Consider the following 18143-nt stretch of genomic DNA (forward strand, 5'->3'; position numbering starts at 1 on the left):
CTTGCATTAGGCAGCTAAGTTTTAACGCCGCCGTAATTCTCTCAAACAGAGCTGCAAATATACGGAAAAAAGGCCGGGCAACATAGCGTTGGCCGACCGGGTGTGCTCCGTAATAGCGGGTTATTTATTAATTCAAAGTCAAATTTTCGGTTGGCTTCAGCATGGCCCACAGCGCATCGTAATGCGCATAGGCCGGCTTAGCTTCTTCGGCTTTATTAATCACCTGCTTCATGGCAACCAGCTTGTACACATAAGAGCTGGTTTCGCGGTTAAGGCGCATATAAAAGTAATTGCCCTTATTTTTGCGGTTCATGGCATGCATAATACGGGGCGAGCCGGCATTATATGCGGCAGCAGCCAGTGTCCAGCTGTTAAATTTGTCATGAAGCTCAAGAATGTACTTGCAGGCGGCAATGGTTGATTTGCGTACGTTATAACGCTCATCGCGCCGGCGCGAAACTTTCAGGCCATAGGCACGTGCAGTTTGCGGCATAAACTGCCACATACCGGCAGCACCGCGCGGCGATTTCCTTTTGTTGCTAAAACCCGACTCAAGCAGCGGTATGTACTTGAAATCTTCGGGAATACCATACATTTTCAGGATAGGCACAATAACAGGAAACCATTTCTCGGCCTGTTCTTGCAATTCGGGCGATTGGGTATTTCTGACAGTGTGTTTCCAGATCGAGTAACGGATCTTTCTGTTCACTTTCTTATTATGAAGAGGAAGCTCTTCTTCGGCAAAGTTCAGCTTAGCTGAAGCGGGTTTGGTTGCGGCATAAAAATTTAAAATCGCACCACTGTTTTTCAAAGGCTTTTTATCAGGAACACTGTAAATAAAAAGCTTAGAAATGATAAACAGCACAAAGATTACGGAACACGTAATTAAGTGTTTTTTAATCATTCTGTTAAATTAAGTTAAACAAATAGGTTTAGATGTGTTGCAAAGGTATACAAACATATCAGAATACCAAATAGTTACACCGGCTTAGTGTTTACAACCTTGTTGAAAAGTTTTTAAAACAACGCCTCACAGTGTATTAAACACACTTTCTGCTGTGGAAAATTTTTTAATAAATATCAACTTTTTGCGTACTTTTGCTGTCTTGCTTTTAAGGCTTTAAAAAACATTTATGGTATTTAAAAAACCAGGGAACAGTCGCGACGACAAGTCCAACAAATCATCCGGCAGGCGTGCCGGAAGTGGCGATAACCCACGCAGTAACTCATCTTCACGCACACGCAACGCATCTTCAGGATTTAAAAAATCAGATACCGGCGCACCACGTAAAAGGTTTACAGGCGGCGATGCCGATGCTGACAAAAAACCTTTTTCAGCATCACGCAAAACCTCATCAGGTGGTTTTGGTGGCGATGATCGTCCGAAAAGAAGTTTCGGCGGCAACGCATCAGAAGGTAAAAGACCTTTTTCTTCATCGCGCAGAGATGCATCAGGCGGCGAAGGTAAAGGGCAGCGCAGCTTTGGTAACGGCGCATCAGCCGACCGCAAGCCTTTTGCAAAAAGAGGTGGTGAAGGCGGTTTCCAGGGCGAAAAGAAATTTGACAGACCAGCCGGCGGCAACAGAAGCCGTGGCGAAAGAAGCGAAGGCTTCAAAAATAAACCTTTCCGCGAAAGAGGCGATCAGCCTAAAACACGCAGTGGCTATAGCCGCCCGGCAGAGGACGACTTTGCCGGCGAGAAACCCGCCCGTGTAATGCGCGGACGCAAAAAAGCCACTGAAGGAAAGAAGGAAGACAGCCACTTAATACGTCTTAACCGTTATATTTCAAACGCAGGTATCTGTTCACGCCGGAAGGCCGACGAGCTGATTGCTGCGGGTGTGGTAAGCGTTAACGGCGAAGTGGTATCAGAACTGGGCTTTAAGGTTGATCCGTCTAAAGATGTGATTCGCTACAACGGTGAAACCCTGAAGCGCGAAAAAATGGTATACGTACTGCTGAACAAGCCAAAGGACTATATTACCACTACCGACGATCCGCAGGAGCGCCGCACGGTGATGCATTTGGTTGATAAAGCTACCCGCGAGCGTATTTATCCCGTTGGCCGCTTAGACCGTAATACGACCGGCCTATTGTTAATGACCAACGATGGCGATTTGGCTGATAAGCTTTCACACCCTCGTAACAATATCACCAAATTATACCAGGTTGAGCTAAGCAAAAGCTTAACCCAGGGCGATTTAAACAAAATAGCTTTCGGCCTGGAGCTGGAAGATGGCTTTATTAAGCCGGATATGGTTACCTATGTACAAGGTGGCACCAAGCGCGAGGTAGGCATACAAATACACAGCGGCAAAAACCGCATTGTACGCCGCATATTTGAACACTTAGGCTACGAGGTGGTAAAACTGGACCGCACGGTTTATGCCAACCTGACCAAAAAAGATTTGCCGCGAGGCAGATGGCGTTATTTGGATGAAAAAGAAATCATCCAGTTAAAACACCTGATCAACTAATAAAATTACACCATACAGGCATCAAGACTGTTACAAAAGCCCTTTTATTTTAAAAGGGCTTTTTTGTTACCTTGCATTGTTTAAAGTGTTAAATTCATGAAAAAAACATTGATACTGATGGCTATGCTTCCCTTTTTGGCAAAAGCACAGCCTAAACCACCCAAATCGCTCGACCTCCTGATTGGCACTTATACCAGCGGCGAAAGCAAAGGCATATATGTGTACCGGTTTTACACCGAAAGCGGCCGCCTGGCTTATTTAAACGAAGCAGATGGCGTGGACAACCCTTCTTACCTGTGCGTATCGCCCGACCGCAAGTTTGTTTACTCGGTCAATGAAGCCAGCGACGAGCGCAAAGGCGGCGCAAGTGCTTTCTCGTTCGAGGCTAAAACCGGCAAGCTTACTTTCCTGAATAAACAATCTACAGGCGCGGCACCTTGCTTTATCAGTATTGATAAAGCACAAAAAAACGTTTTTACGGCAGATTATGGCGGTGGTAGCGTTAGTGTTTTCTTGTTGAATGCAGATGGTTCACTGAAACCGGCATCACAAACATTATCCGACCGCAATCAGCCGCTGGGGCCTAACAAAGAGCGCCAGGAAAAGCCACATGTTCACATGGCTTCACTTACGCCTGATGAAAAGTTTTTGCTATACACCGATTTAGGCACCGATAAACTGAACATACAACGTTATAAAGCATCACAAACGCCTGTGCTTACACCAGCAACGCCGGCCAGCGTAAGCGTTGAAGGCGGCGATGGTCCGCGCCACTGGGATTTTAGCGCTGACCGCAAGCATCTTTATTTAATTACAGAGATGACCGGTAAGATATATGCCTATCACTACAATGGCGGCAAACCAAAGCCATTTCAAAGCGTAAGCATTGTGCCTGATGGCTACACTGGCCAAACCGGTGCAGCAGATCTGCACGTATCGCCTGATGGTCGCTTTTTATACGCAACCAACCGCGGTGATGCCAACGAGATTGTGGTATTTGCCATAGACCAGGAAAGCGGCCAGTTAACTTTGGTTGAGCGCCAATCGACACTGGGCAGTACGCCACGTAATTTTGTAATTGACCCGACCGGCAGCTACATGTTGGTGGCTAATCAGCACGGTAACAGTGTAATCGTATTTAAGGTTGATAAAACTACCGGTAAACTTAAGCTTACCAATAATCGCATTACTGTTGATAGCCCTGTATGCCTCAAGTTTACTACTATTGATTAAGCTACAGGAACAATATAAAAAAGGCCGGCATGAACTCATGCCGGCCTTTTTTATGATTTAAACGCTTGTTATTGTTTAGCGAATGTATATACTACATAACCAGTTCCGCTACCTAAGCTTACCGGCGTTTTTAACATCATGGTACTGCCATCGTTGCTGCTAACCAGCATGCGGTAGCCAGTTTGTACGTTTTTGGCTTTATCGCCTTCAAAAATCTTTTTAAACTGAAACATCTGGCCGGTCGGGTCATTGAAAAGTGACCAGAAGATGGTTTGTGATGCACCATTGGTAAGGGTATAAATACCATTGCCGCTGTTTGTTAGTTTCCAGGTACTGCCCACAAAAGCTGAAGGTGCAGCCTGATCGAACACATTACTTACGGCGCTTTGCAGTATACCATCATACGAAATGTTGGTTACTGTCCAGGTGCCGGTAAATTTACCACGTGATGCATTGGCATAGCCTGCCGTATTTTTGGTTGATGAACATGCTGAAACCACCAGGGCTATAACTGCTATAAGCAGGGTAGATTGAAATATCCTTTTCATAAATAATAAAACTTTAAGTATATGTGCTAATTATACACAAATCCTGCCCATGTTGTTTTAAACGGTGTGGCAGTTGCACAAAGCAACCGTTCAGGATCAACAATTTTTGTGCGCTTTAACTCTAAAGTTTACTATGCCGTTTTAACGGGCTTGCTGTTAGCAATCACTTCCTGATAGAAATTTTCGTACTGAGGCAATATGTTCGAAAGGTCAAAAGTGCGGGCGTGTTTAAGGGCCTCTTCCTTGAAAGTATTCAGGCGGTCTTCGTCCTCCAGCATATAAACGGCGCGTTGAGCCATGCCGTCCACATCGCCTACATCACACAGGTAGCCGGTTACACCGTCTACATTCAGTTCAGGCAAGCCACCGGCATTACTGCTGATAACCGGCACACGGCAGGCCATTGCCTCCAGCGCAGCCAAACCAAAGCTTTCTGACTGTGAAGGCATCAGGAATAAATCAGATACCGACATAATCTCTTCTACCGCATCCTGCTTACCCAAAAAACGAATGTTTTGGCTAACGCCTAAATCGCGCGCCAGTTGCTCGCATTCAGGGCGGTCTTGCCCGTCGCCTACCATGAGCAATTTGGATGGAATCTGCTCCTGCACCTTGGCAAAAATGCGCACCACATCTGATGTGCGTTTTACCCGCCTGAAGTTAGAAGTGTGCACCAGTATTTTTTCGCCCTCGGGCGCTATGGCCTTTTTGAAGTGGCCTTTAGGCTGATGGCTGAAACGTTTTAAATCAATAAAGTTGGTAATCACGCGTATATCGCGGTTCACTTCTTCAAAAAAGCGGTAAGTATCCTGCTTTAAATGTTCGGACACCGACGTAACACCATCACTCTGGTTAATAGAGAAGGTAACTACGGGCTTGTAAGTACGATCGTTACCCACCAGGGTAATATCTGTACCATGCAACGTAGTAATGAAAGGAATATGAATGCCATAGGTAGCCAGAATTTGCTTGGCCATATAAGCGGCCGATGCGTGTGGTATGGCGTAATGCACGTGCAAAATATCCAGCTTTTCAAACCGAACCACATCTACCATTCGGCTGGCCAGGGCCAACTCATACGGCGGAAACTCAAATAAAGGGTATTTGCTAACGCTAACTTCGTGGTAAAACAGGTTCTCGGAAAAGAAATCCAGACGCACGGGTTGATTATAGGTGATAAAGTGTACCTGGTGCCCGCGGTCGGCCAGTGCTTTGCCCAATTCAGTAGCTACCACACCGCTCCCCCCGAAGGTTGGATAACATACAATTCCGATTTTCATACGTGCAAGTTTAACAGCAATTTATGGCAAATGTGTTAAGCGCGTGTAAACTTTGACAGCGCAACAGTTTTGATACAAAAGCCATACTTTAACTCATTATTCCTCTTCGGCCTGTTCATTAGCTGAAGAAGCAGAACCGGTTATCCACCAGGTATTGCCAAATGCATCACGTATACCTGCGCTGCGGCCATATTCCCGTTCGTCGGGTGCCATTAAGGGGCTTGCACCATGGCCCAACGCCCTGTCATACACCGTATCACAATCGGCCACGTACACAAACAGCGCGGCGTTTTGCTGCGGAAACTCGGCAGTGGCATCACTGAACATAATTGTACTTTCACCTAACTGTAATTCGGCATGCATTATCTTCTCCTCATCGCGCATCACCTTCATCTTTTCGGCTGCACCAAAAACCGCCTGCATAAACCGGCTGAATGCGTCAGCATTTTTGACAATCAAATAAGGCATTACCTGCTGGTAACCCTCGGGTATATTTAATTGAGACATAATGAAGTTTTAGTGATGAAGATAGATATTTTGGGGAAAAGAACCAATTTTGAGAGCCAAGAACTAAGGATCAAGCGCCAAGATTAAGACTATCAAATTCGATCAGACAACAATTCCCCGCACGTTTCTCTATGAATCTCGCTCTTGTTACTCTCCTCGTTCCCTAAAAACCTCACCCCGCACCAATTCCCTCTTTACTACTAAAGCCCCTTTTGTATTGCCTCATAAAACACATCCTGTATGCGCCCACGAATGCGACGACTATTAAGTAGTGTTGAATCTTTTGGATATACGCGGTTGGACAGAAAAATGTAAATGAGGTTTGTTTGCGGATCAACCCATATACAGGTGCCGGTATATCCTGTGTGCCCGTAAGTTTGCGGCGAGGCCAAATTGGATGGATAATGCTTGCTTACCACCGGGTCCCAACGGTCAAACCCTAAGCCGCGACGGCTTACAGCCGATTGTTTGGAGGTAAATTGCTGTACGGTTTCGGGCTTTAAATACTGAATACCGCCATAGGTGCCACCATTCAGCAGCATCTGGTATAAAATAGCCAGATCATTAGCTGTAGCAAACATACCGGCATGGCCAGATACGCCGCCTGCCATAGCTGCGCCCTGATCGTGCACATAGCCCTGCACCAGCGTATGCCTAAAATAAGTATCATTTTCGGTAGGCGGAATACGATCGCGGCTGAAACGGTTTCGTGGCAAAAAGCCGGCCGTTTGCATACCTAATGGGTTATAGAATTTATCCTGCACATATACATTCAAAGGTGTGGCGGTTATGGTTTCCACAATCTCTTTCATGAAATACATGCTCAGGTCGCTGTATACATATTGCCCTTTGGTACGTAAAGCGGTATTAAGCATCTGCGGCAGCATTACATCTTTGTAATAATCTTTACGCAGATAATACCCGTCGGCCACTTTGGTTGGATAAGCAGCTGATGAATCGGAACTATGATCGCTTGGCCGCAGGCGCTCGTAGAATGGAATATAAGGCGTTAAGCCAGCCTGATGCAACATCAGATCGCGCACCAGCACCTTGTTTTTATTGGTATTACGTGCCGAAGCTACGTAACTACCCATGGTTGAATCCAATCCTAACTTGCCCTGCTCTACCAGCTGCATTACCTCTATGGTAGTGGCCGATATTTTGGTACACGATGCCAAATCGAATATATCAGTTATTTTATCGGGCTGTGTATTTTCATACGTGTGATAACCGTAAGCCTTATTAAAGATCACTTTACCGTCCTTTGCTGCCAGTACCACAAAGCCCGGCGTAGCACGGTCGCCTATAGCCTCGCGGGCTATATTATCAATTGCCAGCAAATTGGCAGCACTCATGCCGGCACCTTCGGGCACCGTATATTGCAAACGGGTTTTCGCAGTTAAAAAGCCGGTGCCGGCCGCGTACCTGGGCGAAAATGTTTTAGCTAGCTTTTGTGTGACAGCTACCCCACCAAATACAGCCTGCGCAACATATGATGCACTTACCGGTGAAACCTGCTGGCACCATACAATGGGTACCGCAATCTCGTTAAGCCTGCCCAGTGTGCTGCCATTACCCCAATAGGCAATAACCAGTTTTTTTAGCCGGGCATTTACACCAATAAAATCAATCACCTGCGGATTAATCAGGTCGGCATCTGTTAACTGCAAAATAACGGTGTTATACAGTTTCAGATCATCGGCCAGTTTGCTTGCACCGGTAAAACCGTTGTAGGTAAGCCCATTAAAGCTGCTTACCTGGGTATACTTGTTCAATAAGCTATCAAAAACCGGTGCGTTGGTATGGTTAAAGCGAACACTGGCCGCTTTCATTTGATCCAGATCGCGCAACGGAATGATGCTTTGCTCATTGTTAAGCAAAACGGTGGTTTGTGCGGCAGTCCGCTCTTCTGCTACGTAAGCCGCCCCTGTGGGCATGTTAATAAGCGGTGGCGTTTGCGCACAGGCTGCACTCAATAAAATCCCTCCCGACAAGATAGCTGCCAGCAACGTGGAGCTACTTTTTCTCATACACTTTTTCACCGTTAATATATGTTTTCAGCACTTTTATTTTAGGCAGGTCGCCGCCTTTTGCTTTCATAATATCCTGCTCCAGGATCACAAAATCAGCATACTTGCCAGGCTCTATACTACCTTTTTCTTTCTCTTCAAAGTTGGAGCGGGCCGCCCAGATGGTCATGCCGCGCAAAGCCTCAATACGTTTCAATGCGTTTTCGGTTTGGAAGCCCCGGGCTGGCAAACCTTTCATATCCTTACGCTCTACAGCAGCATAAAAAGTATACAGCGGGTTGATGTTCTCAACCGGGAAATCGGTACCCAGCGGCAGCCAGCCGTTTTGCTGCAGCAGTTGCTTGTAGGCATAAGCTGTTTTAAGACGCTCGTTACCCAAACGCTGTGCTGCCCAAAACATATCTGATGTGGCATGCGTAGGTTGCACGGATGGAATGATATTGTTGTCGCCAAAGTAGTGCATATCCTCCGGTGCTATCACCTGGGCATGCTCTATACGCCAGCGGCGGTCGTTTTTGCCTTTCAGGGCGTTGGCATATATTTTTAATATGGTGCGGTTGGCCGAATCGCCGATGGCATGCGTACACATCTGGAACCCTTTACCTGCCAAACGCTGAGCTATCTCTTCAAAGTGCTTTTGGCTACTTAGTAAAAAGCCTTTCCACCCTTTCTGATCACTGTAATCATGCAGCATACAGGCCCCTCTTGATCCTAAAGCGCCATCAGCATACACTTTAAATGCACGTACATTTAATCCGGGAGTTTTGTAGATACCACGGTTAAACAGGTAATTGATATTCTCTTCATTATCCGAAAGCATAACGTACATCCGCATTTTAAGCGACCCTTTGTGCTGCATTTCGGCAATGGTGTTAATCATTGGGTAATCCAGACCGCAATCATCTACAGTAGTTAAGCCTACTGCAAAACAGTTTTTTTGCGCATTTAGCAAAGCGGCTTGCGTTACCTGATCGGTAGCTTCGGGCATTTTGTGGGTTACCAGCCCAACGGCATTATCTACCAGTATACCGGTCAGTTTACCGTTAATCGTTTCTATCTCGCCGCCCTCAATTTTTTGACCGGGCTTAATGCCGGCAATATTCAATGCAGCCTGGTTGGCAATGGCAGCATGGCCATCAACCCGGCTCAATACAACCGGACGAACAGGGAACAGCGAATCCAGCTGTATCTTGTTGGGAAACTGCTTCACGGCCCAGTCGTTCTGGTCCCAGCCACGGCCTACTATCCAGCCTTCTTCATTGCGCTTGGCATAATTCTGTACCGAATCCAATATACTTTCCCAGCTTGATGTACCGGCCAGCGCCACCTCCTGCAAACTTAATCCGTAACGGTAAAAATGGGTATGGGCATCAATAAAGCCAGGGTAAATAGCTTTACCGGCAGCATCTAACACCTGGCGGGCCATGTAAATTTTTTCAAGACTATCGGCTTTGCCTACGGCCACAATTTTACCACCGTTCACCACAAAGGCCTCGGCTGTGGTAAAATTACTGTCAACCGTGTATACGGTTGCATTTTTTACCAGCAGGTCGGCATTATATTCTTTTTTTTGGCAGGCGGCAAAAACCACCGCTAATAGCGCAGGCCAAAGTTTTTTCATCGTTTCAGCTACAGAAGTTATTTAAACGTACAATGTTTGCAAAACTATATACAAGTATTCAAAAGTAAAGTTATGCCGCCAAATAATTAATTTAGCATCGAAATAGAGAGGGATTATTTTAGATGTCAGATATAATACAGCTTTTACCGGATGCCGTAGCCAATCAAATTGCTGCAGGCGAAGTAGTACAACGGCCGGCTTCGGCCGTAAAAGAGCTGGTGGAAAATGCCATTGACTCGGGTGCAGACAAGATACAGATATTACTTAAAGAGGCCGGTAAAGCCCTGATACAGGTAATTGACAATGGCTGCGGCATGAGCACTACCGACGCGCGCATGTGCTTTGAGCGGCATGCCACATCCAAAATACGCAAAGCTGAAGACCTGTTTGCCATACGCACCATGGGCTTTCGTGGCGAAGCCATGGCTTCTATTGCTGCTATTGCACACGTGGAGCTAAAAACCCGCCGCCACGAGGATGAGCTGGGCACCTGCATCAGCATTGAAGGTTCTGAAGTATTAAGCCATGAAGCCTGTGCTGCCAGCGCCGGCACATCAATATCTATTAAAAACCTTTTTTATAATACGCCCGCCCGTCGTAACTTTTTAAAAAGCAACTCGGTGGAAATGCGGCATATTATCGATGAGTTTCAGCGTGTGGCTTTAGCCCACCCCCAGATATTTTTCACCCTGCATCATGATGGGCAGGAGGTATACCATTTACCGGCTGCGGCATTAAAGCAGCGTATTGTACACTTGTTTGGCAACAATTATAACCAACGGCTGGTACCAGTTGAGGAAGATACTACCATCATTAAACTGCATGGCTTTGTAGGTAAACCCGAATTTGCCCGCAAAACCCGTGGCGAGCAGTTCTTTTTTGTAAACAACCGCTTTATAAAGGATGCTTACCTGAACCATGCCGTACTAACCGCTTACGAGGAGCTATTACCCGAAGAAAGTTATCCGTTATATGTGCTGTTTATTGATATTGACCCGAGCAAGATCGATATCAATGTACATCCTACTAAAACTGAGATTAAGTATCAGGATGAGAAAGCAATATATGCCATCATCCGTTCATCGGTAAAACGCTCTATGGGCCGTTACAACATAACGCCTACGCTTGATTTTGACCAGGAGAACAGTATTGAACACCTGATTACGCCTAAGCCGCTGAATGAGATCGTTCCGCCAAGCGTTACTTTCAATCCAGACTTTAACCCTTTTGCATCTGACAACAGGCCTGCTCCCCGTGAACCACGCGAGCCTGCGTTCCGGTCAGATAACAATCCGTATAAAGCCGGTATACCGCAAAACTGGGAAATGCTATATGAAATCAGCAAGCAGGAAGACACCCGGCAGGAAGAACTATTGCCTACTGAAACCATTGAGGTAAACAACCAGCAGATCAGTAAAGACAGCGAACGGCAGTTGTTCCAGATACACAACCGGTTTATACTGTCGCAAATTAAATCGGGCTTTATGCTCATTAACCAGCAGGCGGCGCACGAGCGTATTTTATATGAGCGCTTTTTGCAGCAATTGCAAAACCACTCGGGCATTAGCCAGCAAAGCCTGTTTCCGCAAACGGTTACCTTGAATGCGGCAGATTTTGAGCTTTTACGTGAACTGCTGCCTGATATTCGCTCACTGGGTTTTGACATCCGCGAGTTTGGTAAAAATACGGTAGTAATTGAAGGCATACCGGCCGACATGAACGCCACAAACGAGCATCAGTTACTGGAAGACCTGCTGGAAGGGTTTAAAAACAATCTGGCTATTCTAAAGTTAGATAAGCGCGATGCGCTGGCCCGTACGCTGGCCCGCAATGCGGCTACCAAAGCCGGCACCAAGCTAACGCTCGAAGAAATGAACTTACTGATTGACCAGCTGTTTGCCTGCCAAATGCCCAACCTCGCTATTAACGGCAAACCGGTGATTAGTACTTTTACACTGAATGAACTGGCCGAAAGGTTCGAAAAATAATACAATCGGCTACCTGTACAGATATGAGACCATACAGTCAGAATCCATTACAAAACATGACGCCGGTTGTAAAAAACCTGCTCATCATAAATGTTATATTTTTTATTGCAGAAGCCATGCTGCCCAAAATGGGGGTACAAATGGGCTGGCTGGCTGCTTACTATCCAAGTTCACCCCTCTTCAGGCCGTGGCAAATAGTAACCTATATGTTTATGCATGCTGATTTAAGCCATTTGTTTTCAAACATGCTGGGCTTGCTGTTTATAGGTCCTATCATTGAGCAAACATTTGGAACCAAGCGGTTTTTAAACTATTATTTCATTACCGGTATAGGCGCTTTACTTTTTAATTATATCGTAAAGGCAGTACAGGCCTATCAGCTTACCGGCCACTTTTTTCCAGGGCCAGAAAGCTTTAATCCCGAAACACAGGAGCAATTTCTGAGCTTTTTGGAAATCATCAGAGGTAGCACGGTAGGCGCGTCGGGTGCAATATTCGGACTTACAGCCGCCATATTGATCTTATACCCCAACATGGAGTTGATCGTGTTTCCGGTACCAATGCCGGTAAAGGTAAAGTATGCTGTTTCACTTTACATACTGTATGAACTATACAGCACCATAAGGCCTCAGCAGGGCGATATGATAGCCCACTTAGTACACCTCGGGGGCGCTTTGGTAGGCTATATTTTAATTAAAATCTGGAATATAAAAACACCAAACAATTTTTACTAACTTATGTAAGTTATTTAAGTAAATATTCTCCGGCATCATGAGTACCCTGTGGCAAGAACTGCGTTATAAAATGCTGCAATCAGGCAGCAAACTGAACCTGCTTATCGGCATTAATGTATTGGTATTTTTAGCTATCAATATACCTGCAGTTATTTTGCACATGATGGGTAATGATGCCATAAGCATTTTTGCAAACGAGTACTTAAGCATGCCGGCCTATCTGCCCCAATTGGCCACCCACTTCTGGACACCGATTACCTACATGTTTATGCATGACGGTATTTTCCATATTTTATTCAACATGCTGTGGTTATTCTGGATGGGGCAGCTGTTTGAAGAGTACCTGGGTAAAACTCGAATCGTTAGCCTGTATTTTTTAGGCGGGCTTGCCGGAGCGGCACTATTTATCCTGGCGTTTAATGTATTACCGGCTTTCTCCAAAGAGGCTTTGTATAATGCAACGGTAGTAGGCGCATCGGCCAGTGTAATGGCTGTTGTAATTGCCACGGCTACCCTGCTGCCTAACTACACCATTTACCTGATGTTTTTAGGGCCGGTAAAATTAAAATGGCTGGCTTTATTTTATGTAACTATCGACTTTTTAGGCATATTAGGCCCTAATGCCGGCGGCGAAATTGCGCACTTAGGCGGGGCGCTGCTGGGCTTTATTTACATTAAGCAATTAAAAAGCGGGCACGACTGGAACCGCCCAATGGATCGGATACTGAACCAACGGCCCAAAGTAACCGTGGCCTCTAAAAATCGCAGCGTACCCTCAAATGCTGGTCGCCCGCGTGAAGAAGAGATAGACCGTATTCTGGACAAAATATCGCAAAGCGGCTATGACAGCCTGAACAAGCAGGAAAAGGAAACTTTATTCCGCGCCAGCAATCATAATGAAGGGTAAAAATACGAAGCTTAATTTTTTCGATAAACTATTCTGGTGGTTAACCATTCTGGCAGGCTTATCATTGCTTATCAGTTATCTTTCACCTATAATCGATCCACGCAAAATTTGGATCGTCGCTTTTTTTGGCCTGGCCTATCCGTTCCTTTTATTAGCAAATGTTTTACTACTGATATTCTGGGTATTCAGGGGTAAAAGGTATTGGCTTATGCCAACGCTTATCATCATAATTGGCTTCAATGTATTATTCGATAATATTGGCTTCCGCTTTTTTGAGCCGCCACGTAATGTTGTTAAAGAGAACTGCCTGCGGGTAATGACCTACAACGTGCACAATTTTAAAGGTTATGGCGACAAAAATAATCCTAATACCAAAACCGAAGCCTTAAGCATCATTGCAGCCGAGCACCCCGATGTAGTAGGTATGCAGGAATACTTCACCCGCAAACGCGGGCAGTACGCCTTTACCGACTCTATGAAAAGGCTCATGCGCTCTAATCATTATTATTTTGAGCCTTTTAATTATGACAGAAGCTATGAGGCAGTCGGGTTGGCTATTTTCTCAAAATACCCTATTGTAAATAAAGGTTACATTAGGCTCTCAGACGAAGGTGGCAGTGGTAACCAGTGCGTGTATACGGATATCAAGAAAGGCAATCATATTGTTCGTATCTACAGCATACACCTTCAGTCTATCCGGTTTGATCCTACCGATTATGATTACCTGGATTCGGTTTCGCGGCATGGCAAAACCAGCTTGTCATCATCCAAGCGGATTGGCAGCAAGCTTAAGCGCGCCTTTATTAAACGCAGTGAGCAGGTATTTAAGGTGAAGGAACATGCTGCGCAATGCCCTTATCCTTATGTAATATCAGGCGACTTTAACGACACCCCGGCATCCTTTGCTGTAAACCAGATGGCTAAGGGCCTTAAAAATGCTTTCCGCGAAAAAGGCTCGGGTATGGGGCGCACCTATAATGGCAGCTTTCCAAACTACCAGATTGATTACATTATGGCCAGTCCAAAACTGGATGTAGACAATTACTGGATCGTGAAAAAGAAAATGTCCGACCATTATCCCGTTTGCAGCGACTTAATGCTTAAATAGCCTTCTTTATCTGCTTAAATTCATATTGCTGCTGATAATGCCACCTCACATCAAAAAATTGTAAGTTTGCACTCATGAAACAAAATTTATTTGTTTACAATACTTTAACCCGTAATAAAGAGGAGTTTGTACCATTAGATGCGCCTTATGTAGGTATGTATGTATGCGGCCCTACCGTTTACAGCGATGCTCACATGGGTAATGCGCGTACTTATATTTCATTCGATTTAATTTTCAGATACCTTTCTCACTTAGGTTATAAAGTGCGTTATGTGCGCAATATTACCGATGCCGGCCACCTGGAGAGTGATGCCGATGAAGGAGAAGACAAAATTTCCAAAAAAGCTAAGCTGGCCAAACTGGAGCCGATGGAAATTGTGCAAACTTATACTGTAGGTTTTCATGAGGTAATGCAAACTTTAAATATTTTGCCGCCCAGCATTGAGCCAACAGCTACAGGCCACATCATTGAGCAGATTGAACTGGTAAAAGAAATCCTGGCTAAAGGTTATGCTTATGAAGTAGGCGGCTCAGTTTATTTTGATGTTGAAAAATATAACCATGAGCACAACTACGGCATACTAAGCGGCCGTCATCTGGACGACTTGCTGAACAACACCCGTACTTTAGGCGGCCAGGATGAAAAACGTGGCAAGCTTGATTTTGCCTTATGGATTAAGGCCAAACCTGAGCACCTGATGAAATGGCCATCACCATGGGGCGTTGGCTTTCCGGGCTGGCACTTGGAGTGCTCGGCCATGAGTAATAAATACTTAGGCGAGCAATTTGACATACACGGCGGCGGTTTGGATTTGATACCAACACACCATACCAACGAGGTGGCGCAAAATATGGCCAGCTGCGGTAAAAATCCCGCCAAGTACTGGGTACATACCAATATGCTCACTGTTAATGGCCAGAAAATGTCAAAGTCATTAGGTAACAGCTTTTTGCCGCATGAGTTATTTTCGGGCAACAACTCAATCCTGAACAAGGCATATAGCCCGATGATGGTTCGTTTCTTTATGCTGCAGGCTCATTACCGCAGCACGCTTGATTTTAGTAACGATGCGATGGAGGCTTCCGAAAAAGGATTTAAACGCCTGATGAATGCACTTACACTGCTTAGCGGCCTCAAAGCATCCGACACCAGCGAAGCGGATATACAAGCCCTGCAAACCCGTTGCTATGAAGCTTTGAATGATGATTTTAACAGCCCGGTTTTAATTGCCGAACTGTTTGAGGCATCGCGCATTATCAACTCGGTTCATGATAATAAGCTGAAGATTGACGAAGCAAATTTAACACTGCTAAAAAAGCTGATGCAGGATTTTGTCATCGATATCTTGGGTCTTAAAAATGAGCAGGCAGCTACTGATGAACTGCCGAAAGTGATGGATTTTGTAGTACAACTGCGCAGCGAGGCTAAAACCAACCGCGATTACGCTACATCTGACAAAATTCGCGATGGTCTGCAGAAAATCGGCTTTCAATTGAAAGACAGTAAAGAGGGAACCACCTGGAACAAGATTTAAATTCCCATAAAAACATTTTATAAGCAATAACGTTTATTAACACCGCATGGATATTAATAGATTAAGCCATGCGGTGTATAGACTTGCATTAAATTCTTTACCCTGTCTTTACAATAATTATATACATTTTAAGTTAAACTCATAGTTATGATAGCTTTCTTGCTTTAGCATATTGCTTCATCAACTACAACTGTCTTCAATCTAAATATGAATATGAACAAAGCTTTGTCGGCTATTGCTGCAATATGCTGTTATGCCGCTACTACTTTAGCCCAAACTACCGGCACTACACAAACTGCTATTAAAACCGAAGAAGATTTTAACAAGTTAGCCGCCCGCAAAGGCATTAAAGAAGCATTTTTATCTGTAGCTGATCCTGAAGGCTTGGTTTTTAAACCCGAACCTGTTAAAATAACAGACTTTTACGGTAACATCGATAAACAACCCGGCACCTTAACCTGGCAGCCAAAGTTTGCCCGTATATCTGCATCAGGCGATTTAGCGGTTACTGCTGGTCCTTACGTTTATACGGCAGGCAAAGCAAGTGACGATAAAGTATTTGGCGACTATGTATCCATCTGGCGTGGCGGTTTAGATAATAAATTAAAACTGCTGTTTCAATTGGGTATACAACACCCCGAAAGCGATGCCGAACCATTGGTTGATGTAAAAGAGCCGGATGCAGCCAAAGCCAATACAACTACTAAAGATCCGTTTAAGGCCAAGGCTATCATTATGTCAACCGATAAAGCTTTGAATGCAACCCTTCAAAAATCGAGCTTGGTAGGCTACAAAGCGTTTTGCAGCCCCGAGGCTCATTACTATTTCCCGGGCTTTCAGCCAATAACCGGTCAGGATAAAGTATTGCAGTTCCTGTCCGATCAGGCTATCAGTATTTCAGCTGAAACGGTTAATGCCGGCCGTTCGAACAGCAACGATTTAGCGTACAGCTATGGCCGGGCACGCATTCGTAAAGGTAACATTGTAAGCAACTACAACTACGTACGTGTGTGGGAAATGGATGCTCAAAACCACTGGAACGTACTGCTGGAAATACTTTCGGCTGTTGAAAACGAGTAGTAACTCAATGAATAAATTAAAAAGCCGGCTACATTAATAGCCGGCTTTTTAGTTAGATATATTTCCATAAAATAAGAGGCGCTGTATGTGGATACAGCGCCTCTTATTTTATGATAAGCTTTTTTAATTAAAACAGCTGCTCAATGATCTGATCTGTTGACAAGCCTTCGGCCTCAGCATGGTAGCTGCGCACAATACGGTGCCGCAGAATAGGCTTGGCCACGGCTTGTACATCTTCAATATCCGGCGAGTATTTGCCACTGATTACAGCATGGCACTTGGCACCCAGTACCAGGTATTGTGATGCACGCGGCCCTGCGCCCCAGTTCAGTAATCTTTTAACCTGCGGGGTAGCCAGCTCGCCCTGTGGCCGCGTTTTGCCTACCAGGCGCACGGCATATTCCAGCACATGATCGGTAACGGGTATGTTGCGCACCAATTGCTGAAAGAATACAATCTGTTCTGCATTCAGTACTTTGTTTACCTGTACTTGGTTTGTAGTGGTGGTGTTTTTAACCACCTGTAGTTCCTCGGCAAAGGTTGGGTAATTTAGGGCTACGTTAAACATAAAGCGGTCTAACTGCGCCTCGGGCAGCGGGTAAGTACCTTCTTGCTCTATCGGGTTTTGGGTAGCCAGTACAAAGAATGGCTGTTCCAGTTTATGGGTAACGCCTGCCGCTGTAACCGCTTTTTCCTGCATGGCTTCCAGCAAGGCAGCCTGCGTTTTGGGCGGCGTACGATTGATCTCATCAGCCAAAATAATGTTGGCAAAAATGGGGCCTCGTATAAATTTGAAATTTCGATCCTCGCCCAATATTTCCGAACCTATAATGTCAGATGGCATCAGGTCGGGCGTAAATTGGACGCGGTTAAAGTTCAGATCAAGCACCTGGGCTACGGTTTGTACCAGCAGGGTTTTAGCTAAACCAGGTACCCCTACCAGCAAGCAATGCCCGTTACTGAAAATAGAGATCAGCACAGACTTAACTACTTCATCCTGCCCGATGATAATCTTTCCTATCTCGGCACGGATGGTATGATAAGCCTGCTTTAAGGCATCAGCTGCTTCAACTTCTGAACGGTATGTCATAAACT

The 18143-nt window shown here is 45.3% G+C and carries 15 protein-coding genes; 8 read left to right on the plus strand and 7 right to left on the minus strand.

What is annotated here, in order from left to right; genetic code table 11:
• Positions 1-127: 127 nt before the first annotated feature.
• The gene (locus KHS38_RS19650; RefSeq protein WP_213490268.1) at positions 128-904 is read right to left on the minus strand and encodes a lytic transglycosylase domain-containing protein; all 777 of its coding nucleotides are present in this window, start codon (positions 902-904) and stop codon (positions 128-130) included.
• Between the two features lie 229 nt (positions 905-1133).
• On the opposite strand from KHS38_RS19650, the gene KHS38_RS19655 reads away from it, so the two are divergent.
• Positions 1134-2477, plus strand: coding sequence for a pseudouridine synthase (locus KHS38_RS19655; protein WP_213490269.1), 1344 nt, complete (start codon positions 1134-1136; stop codon positions 2475-2477).
• Between the two features lie 96 nt (positions 2478-2573).
• On the plus strand, positions 2574-3710 hold the full coding sequence (locus KHS38_RS19660; protein ID WP_213490271.1) for a lactonase family protein: 1137 nt from the start codon (positions 2574-2576) through the stop codon (positions 3708-3710).
• A 68-nt stretch (positions 3711-3778) separates the two neighbouring features.
• Here KHS38_RS19660 and KHS38_RS19665 read toward each other — a convergent pair whose 3' ends face one another.
• From KHS38_RS19665 to KHS38_RS19685, 5 genes are all read right to left on the minus strand, one after another.
• Entirely contained in the window at positions 3779-4258 is a 480-nt protein-coding gene (locus KHS38_RS19665) for a hypothetical protein (RefSeq protein WP_249665487.1), read from the minus strand.
• 131 nt (positions 4259-4389) lie between these two features.
• Positions 4390-5538: an N-acetyl-alpha-D-glucosaminyl L-malate synthase BshA gene (bshA, locus tag KHS38_RS19670; RefSeq protein WP_213490272.1), complete on the minus strand. Its 1149-nt coding sequence runs from the start codon at positions 5536-5538 to the stop codon at positions 4390-4392.
• Between the two features lie 96 nt (positions 5539-5634).
• Positions 5635-6045, minus strand: a complete 411-nt coding sequence (locus KHS38_RS19675) for a VOC family protein (protein ID WP_213490274.1) — start codon at positions 6043-6045, stop codon at positions 5635-5637.
• A gap of 200 nt (positions 6046-6245) precedes the next feature.
• Positions 6246-8075, minus strand: a complete 1830-nt coding sequence (locus KHS38_RS19680) for a serine hydrolase domain-containing protein (RefSeq protein WP_213490275.1) — start codon at positions 8073-8075, stop codon at positions 6246-6248.
• On the minus strand, positions 8062-9696 hold the full coding sequence (locus tag KHS38_RS19685) for an amidohydrolase (protein ID WP_213490276.1): 1635 nt from the start codon (positions 9694-9696) through the stop codon (positions 8062-8064). The genes KHS38_RS19680 and KHS38_RS19685 overlap by 14 nt, the downstream gene beginning before the upstream one ends.
• Before the next feature lie 122 nt (positions 9697-9818).
• On the opposite strand from KHS38_RS19685, the gene mutL reads away from it, so the two are divergent.
• The 6 genes from mutL to KHS38_RS19715 all read left to right on the plus strand — a co-directional run bounded on the left by mutL (position 9819) and on the right by KHS38_RS19715 (position 17048).
• Positions 9819-11684 (plus strand): DNA mismatch repair endonuclease MutL, encoded by a 1866-nt coding sequence (gene mutL, locus KHS38_RS19690; RefSeq protein ID WP_213490277.1) that lies wholly within the window; start codon positions 9819-9821, stop codon positions 11682-11684.
• Positions 11685-11707: 23 nt separating this feature from the next.
• Positions 11708-12418, plus strand: coding sequence for a rhomboid family intramembrane serine protease (locus KHS38_RS19695; protein WP_213490279.1), 711 nt, complete (start codon positions 11708-11710; stop codon positions 12416-12418).
• Positions 12419-12455: 37 nt separating this feature from the next.
• Positions 12456-13325 (plus strand): rhomboid family intramembrane serine protease, encoded by an 870-nt coding sequence (locus tag KHS38_RS19700; RefSeq protein ID WP_213490280.1) that lies wholly within the window; start codon positions 12456-12458, stop codon positions 13323-13325.
• On the plus strand, positions 13315-14433 hold the full coding sequence (locus KHS38_RS19705) for an endonuclease/exonuclease/phosphatase family protein (RefSeq protein ID WP_213490281.1): 1119 nt from the start codon (positions 13315-13317) through the stop codon (positions 14431-14433). The genes KHS38_RS19700 and KHS38_RS19705 overlap by 11 nt, the downstream gene beginning before the upstream one ends.
• Before the next feature lie 74 nt (positions 14434-14507).
• Positions 14508-15968, plus strand: a complete 1461-nt coding sequence (cysS, locus tag KHS38_RS19710) for a cysteine--tRNA ligase (RefSeq protein ID WP_213490283.1) — start codon at positions 14508-14510, stop codon at positions 15966-15968.
• Between the two features lie 213 nt (positions 15969-16181).
• Positions 16182-17048 carry a DUF4440 domain-containing protein gene (locus KHS38_RS19715; protein ID WP_213490284.1) on the plus strand — a complete coding sequence of 289 codons (867 nt, stop codon included), beginning with the start codon at positions 16182-16184 and terminating at the stop codon, positions 17046-17048.
• Between the two features lie 127 nt (positions 17049-17175).
• Here the strand turns inward: KHS38_RS19715 and KHS38_RS19720 are convergent, their stop codons facing one another.
• The gene (locus tag KHS38_RS19720) at positions 17176-18138 is read right to left on the minus strand and encodes an AAA family ATPase (protein ID WP_213490285.1); all 963 of its coding nucleotides are present in this window, start codon (positions 18136-18138) and stop codon (positions 17176-17178) included.
• Positions 18139-18143: the final 5 nt, after the last annotated feature.

Origin of the sequence: Mucilaginibacter sp. Bleaf8 (assembly GCF_018390515.1) — a bacterium.
Taxonomy (GTDB): domain Bacteria; phylum Bacteroidota; class Bacteroidia; order Sphingobacteriales; family Sphingobacteriaceae; genus Mucilaginibacter.